12 protein-coding genes and 1 pseudogene are annotated in these 13,009 nt (G+C 64.1%); 7 read left to right on the top strand and 6 right to left on the bottom strand.

Annotated features, from left to right (window positions below):
- Positions 1-45 precede the first annotated feature (45 nt).
- The 4 genes from H4I97_RS03915 to H4I97_RS03930 form a co-directional block, all read right to left on the bottom strand.
- Positions 46-1,452, bottom strand: coding sequence for a DEAD/DEAH box helicase (locus H4I97_RS03915; RefSeq protein WP_182306628.1), 1,407 nt, complete (start codon positions 1,450-1,452; stop codon positions 46-48).
- Between the two features lie 254 nt (positions 1,453-1,706).
- The gene (locus tag H4I97_RS03920) at positions 1,707-3,074 is read right to left on the bottom strand and encodes a sensor histidine kinase (protein ID WP_244658708.1); all 1,368 of its coding nucleotides are present in this window, start codon (positions 3,072-3,074) and stop codon (positions 1,707-1,709) included.
- Positions 3,074-3,739 (bottom strand): response regulator transcription factor, encoded by a 666-nt coding sequence (locus H4I97_RS03925; protein ID WP_182306629.1) that lies wholly within the window; start codon positions 3,737-3,739, stop codon positions 3,074-3,076. Before H4I97_RS03925 ends, H4I97_RS03920 begins: the two co-directional genes overlap by 1 nt.
- Entirely contained in the window at positions 3,739-4,212 is a 474-nt protein-coding gene (locus H4I97_RS03930) for a PepSY domain-containing protein (RefSeq protein WP_182306630.1), read from the bottom strand. The genes H4I97_RS03925 and H4I97_RS03930 overlap by 1 nt, the downstream gene beginning before the upstream one ends.
- A gap of 134 nt (positions 4,213-4,346) precedes the next feature.
- Between H4I97_RS03930 and H4I97_RS03935 the strand changes: the two genes are divergently transcribed.
- Positions 4,347-4,622 carry a PepSY domain-containing protein gene (locus H4I97_RS03935; protein WP_112688731.1) on the top strand — a complete coding sequence of 92 codons (276 nt, stop codon included), beginning with the start codon at positions 4,347-4,349 and terminating at the stop codon, positions 4,620-4,622.
- A complete protein-coding gene (locus tag H4I97_RS03940; RefSeq protein ID WP_244658709.1) occupies positions 4,622-5,194 on the top strand; it encodes a cytochrome b/b6 domain-containing protein in 573 nt (190 codons plus the stop codon). Before H4I97_RS03935 ends, H4I97_RS03940 begins: the two co-directional genes overlap by 1 nt.
- Positions 5,195-5,246: 52 nt before the next feature.
- Here H4I97_RS03940 and H4I97_RS03945 read toward each other — a convergent pair whose 3' ends face one another.
- A complete protein-coding gene (locus H4I97_RS03945) occupies positions 5,247-5,531 on the bottom strand; it encodes a hypothetical protein (RefSeq protein ID WP_182306631.1) in 285 nt (94 codons plus the stop codon).
- A gap of 106 nt (positions 5,532-5,637) precedes the next feature.
- On the opposite strand from H4I97_RS03945, the gene H4I97_RS03950 reads away from it, so the two are divergent.
- The 3 genes from H4I97_RS03950 (at position 5,638) to H4I97_RS24505 (ending at position 10,190) form a co-directional block, all read left to right on the top strand.
- A complete protein-coding gene (locus H4I97_RS03950; RefSeq protein WP_182306632.1) occupies positions 5,638-6,318 on the top strand; it encodes a helix-turn-helix transcriptional regulator in 681 nt (226 codons plus the stop codon).
- 228 nt (positions 6,319-6,546) lie between these two features.
- Entirely contained in the window at positions 6,547-9,282 is a 2,736-nt protein-coding gene (locus tag H4I97_RS03955) for a PAS-domain containing protein (protein WP_244658710.1), read from the top strand.
- Positions 9,283-9,293: 11 nt separating this feature from the next.
- The gene (locus H4I97_RS24505) at positions 9,294-10,190 is read left to right on the top strand and encodes a response regulator (RefSeq protein WP_244658711.1); all 897 of its coding nucleotides are present in this window, start codon (positions 9,294-9,296) and stop codon (positions 10,188-10,190) included.
- Here H4I97_RS24505 and mnmC2 read toward each other — a convergent pair.
- The gene (gene mnmC2, locus H4I97_RS03960) at positions 10,179-10,910 is read right to left on the bottom strand and encodes a tRNA (5-methylaminomethyl-2-thiouridine)(34)-methyltransferase MnmC2 (RefSeq protein ID WP_182306633.1); all 732 of its coding nucleotides are present in this window, start codon (positions 10,908-10,910) and stop codon (positions 10,179-10,181) included. The genes H4I97_RS24505 and mnmC2 overlap by 12 nt on opposite strands.
- On the opposite strand from mnmC2, the gene H4I97_RS03965 reads away from it, so the two are divergent.
- Both H4I97_RS03965 and H4I97_RS03970 read left to right on the top strand, forming a co-directional pair.
- Positions 10,909-12,087 (top strand): NAD(P)/FAD-dependent oxidoreductase, encoded by a 1,179-nt coding sequence (locus H4I97_RS03965; RefSeq protein ID WP_182306634.1) that lies wholly within the window; start codon positions 10,909-10,911, stop codon positions 12,085-12,087. The two genes, mnmC2 and H4I97_RS03965, sit on opposite strands and share 2 nt — an antisense overlap.
- A gap of 113 nt (positions 12,088-12,200) precedes the next feature.
- Positions 12,201-12,907, top strand: a pseudogene (locus H4I97_RS03970) (DUF1045 domain-containing protein).
- The last annotated feature ends 102 nt before the right edge of the window (positions 12,908-13,009 follow it).

Genomic DNA, 13,009 nt, shown 5'->3' on the forward strand with positions numbered 1-13,009 from the left:
AGAGGTGAGGCGGCGGATCAAAACCCGCCGCCTCCTTGAACGAAATCAGGCTTCGCGGCGGCGTCCGCCGGCCGTGTCCGAGCGGGCCGGACGACCGTGACCGGAGCGATTCTGGCCATTGCCGTTGGCGGAGCGGTTCTGCCCTCCGCCATTGCCACCCTTGCGGTGACCCGGCTTGCCGGCGGGGCGTCCATCAGCCTTGGCGCCGCCTTCGGACTTGCCGCGACCCTGGCCCTGACCCTGATGATTGCGGTTGTTGCCGCCGCCACCTGCACCGCCACGACGCTGCGGACGGACGGGGCGCGAGAGGTTGGCCGGCGGTTCGCCGGAGGCGACCGGGATGTCGATGCCCATCAGGCGCTCGACGTCACGCAGCAGGCGACCTTCGTCGGGACCGCAGAAGGCGATCGCGATGCCGTCGCGACCGGCACGGGCGGTACGGCCGATGCGGTGGACGTAAGCGTCCGGGACTTCCGGCAGGTCGTAATTGAAGACATGGCTGACGGCCGGGATGTCGATGCCGCGGGCGGCAACGTCGGTGGCGATCAGCGTCTTGATTTCGCCGTCACGGAAGCCCTTCAAGGCGCGCTCGCGCTGGCCCTGGCTCTTGTTGCCGTGGATCGAGGCGACCGAGTAGCCGGTGGCGTCGAGGTGCTTCATCAGCTTCTCGGCGCCGTGCTTGGTGCGCAGGAAGACGATGGAACGGCCATCCGGGTTGTCGTTGAGGATCTTCTTCAGCATTTCCGTCTTGGCGTTCTGGCCGGCGACGAAATGAACGTGCTGCTCGACCTTGTCGGCGGCCTTGCCCGGGGGCGAGACTTCGACCTTGACCGGATCGGTCAGGAAGCTGGCAGCGAGATCGGCGATCGCCTTCGGCATGGTGGCCGAAAACAGCATGGTCTGGCGCTTGGCCGGAACCATCTTGGAGATCTTGCGCAGGTCATGGATGAAGCCGAGATCCAGCATCTGGTCGGCTTCGTCGAGAACGAGATAACGCACGGCGCGCAGCGAAATCGCATTGCGGGCGATCAGGTCGAGCAGGCGGCCCGGGGTGGCGACGAGGATGTCGGTGCCCTTTTCGAGCTGCATCTGCTGCTTGCCGATCGAGGCGCCGCCGACGACCTGGTTGATCTTCAGCGGCAGGCGACGCAGGTAGCTGCGCAGGTTGTCGCCTATCTGGTTCACCAGTTCGCGGGTCGGAGCGAGGATGAGGGCGCGGGTGGTGCGGTTTTCCGGACGGCTTTGGTCCTTGAGGAGCATCTCGATCATCGGCAGGCCGAAGGCGGCTGTCTTACCGGTGCCGGTCTGGGCGAGGCCGACGAGGTCGCGTCCGCCGAGAACGACGGGGATGCCCTTTTCCTGGATCGGAGTCGGGGTCGCGAAGCCGAGTGCGGACAGGGTCGCGACGATATTCTTGGAGAGGCCAAGATCATCGAAAGTGGTCAAAGTCATACCTTTCGGGGGCGCCAAAAACCATCGACCGGATCGCGGGGTTGCGAGCCGGTTGGCATTGGCGTCAAGAACCCCGCGTGATTTGGGAACTTGTAAGTTGGAAAAAGCTTCCAGCGCAGTGGCGGATTTCTCCGCCCGTCAATTCATGCGCTTTGCCCTTCTTCGCGTCTCAGTTGTCGCTGGGCTCGCTCACGCGGCGGCCGGAAGGTGAAAGCATGTCGGATGTGGGGCCTGGGGGCATGAAAGTCAAGCAGTTATTTTGCAGCGCAGCGTGTTGACCTGAAGCCGAGGGTCACCCGCAGCCCGCCTTCCTCGCGGTTTTCGATGCGCAGATCGATCTCGTAGGCTGTCGCGATGTCGCGGACGATCGCCAGGCCGAGGCCCGTACCCGGCTTCTGCGTGTCGAGCCGCATCCCACGTTCCGTCATCAGGCTAATGCCCTCGGCATCGGCGCCGGGACCGTCGTCCTCCACGATGAGCATGGTCTTGCCGCTCGTCTCGACGTGGCGGACCGAAACCCAGCTTTGGCTCCATTTCGAGGCGTTCTCGAGGATGTTGCCGATCAGTTCGTGCAGGTCGTGCGGATCGACGTCGAGCACGATGTCTGCCGGTACGGAGATCCTCCAGTCGAGGTGCTCGCCGAGCGGCGTGCGCTTCAATGTTCTGACGATGGTCTGGACCGTGTTGCGGAGATCGGAGACGGAACGATGCAGTTCCGCATTGACGGCGAGGCGGCTACGGGTCAGTTCGCGGTCGACATGGGCCTGCATGACGGTCGCGATATGCGCGAGCTCGTGGGCAAGCTCGGTCTCGCCCTTTTCACGCAGGGTCTCGGCGTCGTTGGCGAGGATCGTCAGCGGGGTCTTCAGCCCGTGGGCGAGATCGCCGGCGGCGGCACGCGCCCGCGTGAGGATTTCCGACTGCGAATCGAGCAGCCGGTTGACGGCCTCGACCACGGGACGAAGTTCCTCCGGAAACCGGCCGGTCAGCCGGTCCGCCTTGCGTTCGCGGATGCGGTTCAATCCCTCGCTGACCGAGGAGATTGGACGCAGGCCGTAAGTCAGCTGTGCAAGCGAAGCGGCGATCAGGAAAATTGCGAGCGCTGCTGCGTAAGGCAGCATGTCGCGGGCGAACTCGCCGCCGGCTTTCGTCAGTTCGGCGGCGTCGATGGCGGCAGCAATGCGAATTTCGCGCTCGCCCTCCGGTGCGGCAAGAATCACCTTGCGTTCCTGGACGATGAGATCCGATTCATCCGGTCCCTTCAGGTGGTACCGGTGGATTTCTCCGCTTTCGTGAACATCGACCGGAAGGTCGAGCACGTAGTCCCAGAGCGACGGCGAGCGCAGCGTCTGCTTGCGAACATCGTCCTCCGCCTGCCAGTAGAGACCGCCATAGGGCATCTGGAAGCGAAGGTCGGTCGGGGTCTTCGGCAGAGCGAGCTGGTCGTCCTTCGTTACCCGCAGGGCGCCGGCGATATTGTTGATGTGGTTAGTCAGTTCCTGGTCGACGCGCCGCTCGAGATTGGTCCTGAAGAGTTCGATGAAGGCGAGGCTCGCCATCGTCAGGGCGAGCAGAACGCTGGCGACCGAGACGAGAAAGAAGCGGCTGCGGATGGAATGCATCAGCCGTCGTCTCCGGCGATGCGGTAACCGTAGCCGCGCCTCGTCTCGATGATCTCTCGGCCGAGTTTGCGGCGAAGGCGCCCGATCAGCACCTCGACCGAATTGCTTTCCCGTTCGAAATCCTGTGCATAGAGCTGTTCGGTCAGCTCCGCCTGCGAGACGTTGCGCTGGCGGTTGTGCGCCAGATGCACGAGGCATCTATATTCGAGCGGTGTCAGGCTGACCGGCAGTCCGTCGCGCTTGACCGACTTGGTCCTTGGATCGACTTCGATGCTGCCGATCAGCATGACCGGTGTCGACTGGCCGCAGCTGCGGCGGATGATGGCGCGCAGACGCGCCAGAAGCTCCGGGACCTGGAAGGGCTTGGTAAGATAATCGTCGGCGCCGGCGTCGATCCCTTCCACGCGCTCCTGCCAGTTGCCTCGGGCGGTAAGGATCAGGACGGGCATTGCCCTGCCACCGCTTCGCCAGCGCTTGAGGACCGAAAGCCCGTCCAGTCCCGGCAAGCCGAGATCGAGCACGACGGCGGCAAAATCCTCCGAATCTCCGGTGAACCAGCCGCATTCGCCGTCCGTCTCGTGCGTGACGACGAAACCCTCGCGTTCCAGATGAGCGATCACGTTCCGGGCAATGAGCCGGTCATCTTCCACAAGCAGGAGCCGCATCAGTTGTTCTCGATCTGCAGGACGGTGCCGGTCTCGGCATCAATATTGATTTCGACGACCCGGCCGTTCGGTTTCAGCACGCGGAACTCGTAGACGGGGCGCCGGCCCACCCGGAGAAGTTCGACGGAGACGATGTCGCCGCTGACACGCTGACGGAGGATCTTCTGAAGGGTCGCCAGAGACTTCATCTTGCCGAGGGCGACCGCCTTCTGGATACGGTCGCGGCTGTCGTCATGGTCGCTGGACGAGGAACTGCCGCCGCCTCTTCCGCTCGAGCCGCCGCCGCTGTCGCCTCCCCGATCGTTGCCCCCGTCGTCGTGTCCGCCGTCGCCGGAATCGCTGTCCGAACTCTCGTGCCCGTCGTCATGTCCGTCGTCGTCGGCGTATACGCGCACGGGCATCGCCAGCAGTGCGGCAGCGACCAGCCCTGCGAGCGAGAGTCGCGACAGCCAGTCCCCAAGTCTCATACTCATGGACGCGATGTAACACCGTGAAGCTGACATTTTCCTGACAATTGTCGTCAGTTATCGATCAGCATCGGTCGGCTAGGTTCCGCGTCAACGGTCGGCGGCAATGGTGCCCCGGCCGGTTGCAAAAGGATGTTCCCATGAAAAAGACCTTTATCGCTTCGATCTTCGCTCTTTCCGCCCTCGGCGCCGTCGCCCACGCGGAAGAAAGCACTTCCTGCGACGTTGCAAAGGACAAGTGGATGGCTGAAGACGCGCTGAAGGCCAAGCTGACCGGCGAAGGCATGGAAGTCCGCAAGATCAAGGTCGAGAACGGCTGCTACGAAGTCTATGGCATCGATGCCAAGGGCGGTAAGGTCGAAGCTCTCTACAACCCGGAAACCGGCGAACAGGCCGGCACCGCCGGAGCCGACTAATGAACGAAGCCGTGCGGAAAATGCCCGGCACTGTTTCCGGCCGCTCACCGCGGCCGGAGGTGGTGAAAGTTTGGGACCCGCTGGTGCGGCTGTTCCACTGGTCGCTGGTCGGCTTCTTCACCTTCTCGTACCTGACGGGTGACGAGTGGAAATCGGCGCACATCATTTCCGGCTACGTCATCGCCGGTCTGATCGCGATCCGGGTGCTGTGGGGGCTCTTCGGTAGCCACCATGCGCGGTTTTCGAGTTTCGTCTACAGTCCGCGCACGGTCCTGTCGTTCCTCCTCGATACCGCCCGCATGCGTGCCAAGCGCTACATCGGCCACAATCCGGCCGGCGGCGCCATGGTGGTGGCCCTTCTCCTGATGATTTCGGGGATCGTCACCAGCGGCTACATGATGACCACCGACGCCTTCTGGGGTGTCGAGTGGGTCGAGGAAGTCCATCAGACGTGCGTCTATGCGACGCTCGCGCTGATCGCGCTCCATATTTGCGGCGTCGTCCTCGCCAGTCTGGAGCACAAGGAAAACCTCGTGCGCGCCATGGTCACCGGCTGGAAACGCGGCGAATGAAAGAAGACCGGCGGCAGGCATTCGCCTGGCGCCGGACAGTCTGTTCCGGGGCTCAGACCTCCGAAAAGTGGCCCATCAGGTTGATTCCGGCGACATGCGCCATGAACGGCGCGAAGGCCGGGTCGCTCTCGACCTTCTTCGCCGCCGACTTCGCCTCCTCGAGCGTCCGCCACGTCACCAGGTCCGCGAGCTTGGCGCTGCCGTCGGCGGCGGCGAGCGTCGTCCAGCCGAGGTATCCGGGGAAGGCGGAGAGTGCCGCCTTGATGCCTTCCCGTGCCGCGATGGCGCTCTCCCGGTCCGCGACGTCGTAGACCACCAGTTCATATGCCTTTTCCATGTCGTGCTCCTTGTCTTGACTCCCGGCCGGTTGACCGGATGGTGAGCTTTAAGCACAGTCCTGCTGACAGCCTTGTGGCCACAATCGTTCAGCCGAGTGCACAATCATGCGTCCAGCCGACCGTCTTTTCCGAATCATCCAGCTGATGCGCGCCACGGGCCGCGCGATGACGGCGGCCGAGATCGCCGAAAAGATGGAGGTTTCCAGGCGCACGATCTATCGCGACATGGAGCATCTCGTCGGATCTGGCGCGCCGATCGATGGCGAGCCCGGCGTCGGCTATTTGTTGCGGGAGGATTTCGACGCGCCGCCACTGGTCTTCACCTTCGAGCAGTTGGAGGCACTCGCCTTCGGGGTACGGGCAGTGCAGATGCTGGGTGACGATTCGCTCGGCCGGGCGGCCCGCGAGGCGCTGGAAAAGCTGGAGGCTTCGCTCCCGAAGGAGCATATCGAAAGACTGCGGCGGGCGCCGCTCCGGGCATTCCGCAGCGGCAGCCAGGGGACGATCCCCGCCTCATTCGATCTGGTCCGCAAGGCGATTTCCGCCCGCCGCAAAATGGAGATCGGCTACCGCAGTCTGTCCGGCACGGTGACGCGCCGGGTTGTCCGGCCGCTCGGCCTCAGCGCCTTCGGGAATCTGTGGCTGCTGACGGCCTGGTGCGAACTGCGTGACGGCTTCCGGGATTTCCGCCTCGACCGGGTGGAAGGTGCGACACTGCTTCTAGAAACCTTTCCAGCCGACGAGAAAAGGAGCTTCGAGCGCTATCTGGACGGCCTTGCCGGCTGAATAGAACGCAGGTTGCCTGTTTCAGGTTGGGGCAAGTCTTGCAGCATAGTTTTCCGGCATTCTCACGTTTCGAATACGTTTCTCGGTCCCGATTCTCTTGCTCCATCCTTCGTCTTTTCACGACCGGTCGACTAACAGCGCACAGTCCGATGTGATTGCCGCTCGTTCTGACGTCGTGGTGACGGACCGTTTACCATTGGGCGGCATCTTCGCTTCGGGGGATGAGCGATGACGAAGGCGCGTGATTTGCTGGAGAGGGTGTGCAGCAAGATCTCCGATCTGCCCGATCCTGCATGCGTCAAGAACGGCGAACTTCGTTACGTCGCGGCAAACGAGGCCTATGGGCAGCTTTTCGGCCTTCGCCCCGAGGATTTTGCCGGCAAGACGGACAGCGAGCTGTTCGAGGAGGTCGCCGGAGGCGAACGCGACGACCGCGAGCGCCGGGTGATCGTCTTCGGGGAGGAGCAGGCCGTTCTGATCGCCGATCGCATGGGGCGGTCATGTCGTCTGATGATCGAGCGATTCTCCGACGAAGACGGTCGTTCCTACCTCTTTGAGAAGGCCGGAGAGGTGGCCGAGGGGCAGGCCCGTAGCCTGGTTGCCGTGCGCTCGTTGCCGGTGCCGGACGCAAGAGAATCCAGTACGTCTCTGCAACACCAGATCGAGGGCCTGCTGCGCTTCCTGCCAGTCGGTGTCCTGTTGCTCAGCGACAAGCTCGTCATCGAATATTTCAACGATGCCTTCGCGGGCATGCTCGGGAGCAACCGGCCGGAACGGCTCATCGGCATGAGTTACCGGGATTTCGTCCGCAGGAACTATGATCGGGGCGTTTACCAGCGCGGCGAAGAGGTATTCGAAAACCTCTACGCCCGCCGGCTTGCGCAAATCCTGAACGACGAGGGGCAGGGCGGCGCGACCCAGTTCGAGACGACGCGGGGAATGGTGTTGTCGGTCGCCGCCCGGCATCTGGACAGCGGCAAGATTCTGGTCACCTATTCAGATGTGACGCCGTTGCACCGGCGCGAGCAGGAAAGCGTCCTTTACCGTACCACGATCGAGCAATTGCCGGTTCCGGTGTTCATCCGCGACCGGGAGCATCGTTTCATCTTCGCCAACAAAGCTTACGAAGAGATGCACCAGTGCACGCTCGAAAGCGTGTACGGGCTCGACGAGGAAGAGATGTTTCCGGAACTCGGCGCGGAGTTCCATCAGGACAATGTCGAGGTGCTGAGGACCGGCGCCCTCATCGAACGCGCCGCTGATGTGACTCTTCCGGACGGTCGTCCGGCTTCCGTCGTCACCCGGATGAGCCGGATCGTCACGCCCGACCAGAAGCCTTACCTCGTCGGCTCCATTTCGGACGTGACACTGCTCAAGGCGCGCGAGCAGCAACTGCTGGAAGCTCAGGCGCGGACGGAGAAGCTTTACGACGATCTCGTCAGCATCTTCCGAATCATGCCGGTTGGCGTCGCAATTCTCGACCGCGACCTGAACGTCGAGTTCGCCAACGAGCAATGCGCCACGATCTGGGCCTGGCCCGACGGCACGCCGCTCGAGGGCAGGCCGTTTCGCCATTACTGCGAGCTCAATCGAAAGAAGGGGTGGAGCTGGCCAGAAACCGAATTCGAGGAGGGGTATCGGCAGCGTGTCGCCGCCTTCACCGAACTCCGCGGGTCTGTGACCCGCGAGATGGCTTACGCCGATGGGAAGTACGTGCTGAGCACCGCCACGCGACTCAGTGGCGACCGCATCTTGCTGACCTATGCCGATCTCACCGAGATGCGGAAGAAGGACCGCGAAATCGGCGAGGCCCAGGCCAAGCTCGAACAACTCGGCCAGTTCATGCACGATGCGACGCGGGTGATGTCGCAGGGCCTCGCTTTTGTCGAGGACGGCGTGATCCTGCAGTCAAACGAGGCACTCGCACGAATCCTGAACGTGCCGGCGAGGCTCGTGGAGCCGGGCCAGAGCTGGCATGCCTCCTTCGCCTATTGCGCGCGGCGCGGTGATTTCGGCGCGGAGCCGATGGCGCGGCTCGGCAAGTGGCAGGAGAAGATCGAGGCGCAGAAGGGATTCTCCGAGGTCTTCCTCGCCGACGGCCAGACATGGGTCCAGGTCGATGCGACAGTGAGCAGCCGCGGGCACTGGATGCTCGTCTATTCCGACATCACCGAGATGAAGAAGCGCGAACAGGAACTGACGGTCCTTCTCGCGCGTAGCGAAGCGGCCGACAGGGCGAAGTCGGAATTTCTCGCCAACATGAGCCACGAAATTCGCACGCCCATGAACGGTGTGCTCGGCATGGCGGAACTGCTGGCCGGCTCCAACCTCGATACGCGCCAGAAGACCTTCGTCGACATCATCGTGAAATCCGGCAATGCCCTGCTGACGATCATCAACGACATTCTCGACTTTTCCAAGATCGACGCCGGCCAGATGCAGTTGCGGAAGATGGCGTTCGACCCGATCGACGCCGTCGAGGACGTGGCGACGCTGCTCTCGACCGCGGCAGCAGAAAAGGACATCGAGCTCGTCGTCGAGGGTGATGCCGCCGCCCGCCATGTGATCATCGGCGATGCCGGTCGCTTCCGCCAGATCGTCACCAACCTGCTCGGCAATGCCATCAAGTTCACCGAGAAGGGGCATGTGCTCGTCGCCCTTTCGAGCGAGCCTGCCGGGGACGACGAGGTGACGGTGACGCTGAGGATCGAGGACACCGGCGTCGGCATTCCGGAAGACAAGCAGCGGACGATCTTCGAGAAGTTCTCGCAGGCCGATTCGTCCTCCACCCGCCGGCACGAGGGGACCGGGCTCGGACTTGCGATCACCGCAGGCCTCGTCGGGCTCTTCGGGGCAGCATCGACGTCGAAAGCGAACCGGGACACGGCTCGGTCTTTACCGTTCGGCTGCCGTTCAAGACGGCCGGCAGGCGCCACCAGCACCGCACGCTGCCGTCGAACATAGAGGGCGCGCGGGTGCTTGTCGTTGACGACAATGCGCTCAACCGAAAAATCCTGGCCGAGCAGCTCGTCGGCTGGGGTTTCGACGGACTGGCCGTCGACGGCGGTCCGGCTGCCTTTGCGATTCTCGAGGAGGCCTGCCGTCTCGGTGTGGCGGTCGACGCACTGGTCATCGACGACCAGATGCCGGGTATGAGTGGCGTCGATCTCGCGCACCGGGTTCGCGAAGATTCTCGTTTCGGCGACGTGGCAATCGTCTTCCTGACGTCGATGGATGCGGTCGGCGACGAGCGCGCCTTTGCCCAGCTGAAGGTCGACGCCCAGCTGATGAAGCCCGCCCGCAGCAACCTCCTGCGGAACGCCATCATCGACGTGGTGCGTGCGGCGCGCCTGCGGCGCGGGCACGCCACGGCGGAAACGGCGCCGCCCGTCCTGCCGCCCCGCAAGCGTCTCTCGTCCGTTGCCACGGCGGATATGCAGGAGAGTGTCGTCACGCCAGGCTACGAAATTCTGGTGGCGGAGGACAATGAGGTCAACCAGATCGTCTTCACGCAGATCCTGCAGGCGGCCGGCCTGAGCTTCGCCATCGTCACCGACGGGCAGGCGGCTGTGGACGCGTGGGAGCGGCATTGCCCGCGTCTGATCCTTATGGATGTTTCGATGCCGGTGATGAACGGCCTTCAGGCGACGCAGACGATCCGCGAGCGCGAGAGGGCGGTGGGAGACGGCCGGCACGTCCCGATCATCGGCGTCACCGCCCACGCGCTCGACAGCGACCGGGACATCTGTCTTGGCGCCGGTATGGACGACTATCTTTCCAAGCCGGTCGGACCGGAGCAACTCGCCGCCAAGATGGAGCGTTGGCTCGTGGAGTCCCGTGACGGGGAGACGGCCGCCGCTTCAGGCGCCTGAGCGGGCCGGTTTCACACCGCAGAGCATTTCCCGCTTTCCGGCGAAGCCCTTTCGCCGCTCGACCTCGAAGCCTGCGGCAATCAGGTTCCGCCTGACGAAGCCCGCCGCCGCATAGGTCGCGAACGTGCCGCCTTCCACGGTTTTCGAGAATACTGCGTTCATCAGTTCGGCCGACCACATGGCGCTGTTGCGGGACGGTGCAAAGCCATCGAGATACCAGGCGTCGAAGGCAAGGCCGGTGGCCGTCACCGAGGCGAGGGCGTCGCCGCAGACGACCGTCAGCCGGGTCGCCTCGTCGAGGGCGAGGTCGATGGTGCCGCGGGGTTCTGACGGCCAGAGTGCCGCCAGCGCCTCGCGCTCCGCATCGATCTCCGACCAGCGGGAGAGGGCGCGCGAAAGATCGCTTGCCGACATCGGGTAGAACTCGAAGGAGACGAAGTGCAGCACGCCGCCCGGCCTGCGCGTGAGCTTCCACTGCCGCCAGGTCTCGCAGGCATTGAGGCCGGTGCCGAAGCCGAGTTCGCCGATCCGGAAGAGTCCGTCCGTCTCCCAGCGCGCCGGCAGGCCGTTGCCCGAAAGGAAGACATGGCCGCATTCGAGCCGCCCGTCCGTCTGGCAATAAAAGTGATCGCCAAAGGCGGCCGAATAGGGCATATCGCCCTCGTGCCACAAGAGCGTGCCGCTGTCGCCGGCCGTCGGTGTCGAAGTGGAACCTGTCATGCAATTAGCCGATACTGCTCATGTCCGCGCGGGTCAATCGCGCGCCGGCCTCCTGATCGTCGGCGGCGGCGTCATGGGGCTCTGGGCGGCTGTCCAGGCCGAGCGACGCGGCATCGATACGCTGCTGATCGACAGCGGCGAGATCGGCCACGGGGCAAGCGGCGGTTTCATGGGCGCGCTGATGCCGCATATGCCGGACAACTGGTCGGACAAAAAGCAGTTCCAGTTCGATGCACTCGTCTCGCTGGAAGAGGAGATTGGTCGCCTCGAGCGCGAAACCGGCGTTTCGGCGGGCTACCGGCGCAGCGGCCGGCTGATCCCGCTGCCGAAGCCGCATCTGAGAGTGATCGCCGAAAAGCACGAGAAGGAGGCCGGCGAGCGCTGGATCGCAGGTGACCGCCGTTTCGCCTGGAGCGTGCGTGACGGATCGCCCTGCGGAAACGGCTGGCCGGCCACCGATCACGCCACAGCTGGCGTCGTCTTCGATACGCTCGCAGCACATGTCTTCCCGCGCCGCGTTTCGGCTCTCCTCGGCGCCTTCCTGCGTTCTGCGCGACACGTGAAGATTCGCGAAGGTGCCGAACTCGACCGCCTCGACGCCGCTCGCAGCATCGCCGTCCTCTCCACCGGAGAGGAGGTAGCATTCGGCCACGTCATCGTCGCGGCCGGATACCGTTCGTTCCCGATCCTGGAGGCGCTGGGTGCGCCGTTTCCCCGTCCGCTCGGCCAGCCGGTGAAGGGGCAGGCTGCCTTGCTCTCCGCCGATATCGATCCCGACCTTCCGCTCCTCTATCTGGACGGTCTCTATATCGTCCCGCATGAGGGCGGGCGTGTCGCGATCGGCAGCACCAGCGAGAACCGCTTTGCCGATCCCTTCTCGACCGACGAACAGCTGGACGAGATTGTCGCGCGTGCGCGCCTCCTCGCGCCGGGGCTTGAAGACGCCGAGGTGATTGAGCGCTGGGCCGGCCTGCGGCCGAAGGCGATCGACCGCGATCCGATGGTGGGAGAGCATCCCGACCACTGCAACGTGATCGCGCTGACCGGCGGTTTCAAGGTCAGTTTCGGTCTCGCGCACCGGCTTGCCGATGCCGCCCTGCAGGTCGTCGAGGGCGGTACGCCGGTCCTTCCGGCGTCCTTCCATCTTTCGAGCCATATCGCCGTCGCTTCTCGTTAAGCGAGAAATTTCAACGGTCTCCCGTCGTCATACTGTCACGCAAATCACCTATCTGCTGCGTGTAACGGCGATTGCTAAAATGCGTCGCCAGGACGTCACGCGGAGAAGTTGCGATGCGGTATGCGATCTATTTCACGCCGCCCCGGGCGATGCCCTGGCGCATGCCGCGTCAGTCTGGCTCGGGCGGAACGTCTTCAGCGGCCTTCCGGTCGATCATCCGGTCGTGCCCGGTCTCGGTCTGCACGAAATTGCGTTCCATACGGCGCTGCCGCGCCGTACCGGCTTCCATGCGACCTTCAAGGCGCCGTTCCGGCTGGCGGAGGGGCAGACCGAATCGTCGCTTCTCAACCGTCTCATGCGGTTTGCCGGCAGCATCGAGCCGGTCGCGCTGCCGCGGCTGGAAGTCGCGCGGCTCGGTGATTTCTATGGCCTGCTGCTGTCGAAGACCTGCCCGCCGCTCGACCACCTCGCGGCCTCCGTCGTCCAGGAGTTCGACGCCTTCCGGGCGCCGTTCAGCGAGGCGGAGATCGAACGGCGCAGTCCGGAAGGACTGTCGGCGCCGCAGTTCGCCAATCTCTACCGCTGGGGCCATCCTTACGTGATGGACGAGTTCCGCTTTCACATGACGTTGACGGGGCCGCTGCTCGCCAAGGATTTCCAGAGGGTGGAGGTGGCGCTTCGCCACCATTTCGATCCGGTGCTGCAGGAGCGGCCGGTGGTTGCTAATCTCGCGCTCGTCGTCGAGCGGGAGCCCGGCGCCCCGTTCCAGGTGCATTCGCTGCACCCGCTCGGCCGGATTTCGGTGCGCAAGATCGCATGACGGTCTGTCGCGATCGTTGATGTGGCGCTGCAGCATGCGTCGTCTTTTCCGTCTCGACATCGCCGGTCTCCATGCTTACCGTTCGGCATCCGCATGGCGAAG

The sequence above is a fragment of the Ciceribacter thiooxidans genome (assembly GCF_014126615.1).
GTDB classification, from domain to species: Bacteria; Pseudomonadota; Alphaproteobacteria; order Rhizobiales; family Rhizobiaceae; genus Allorhizobium; species Allorhizobium thiooxidans.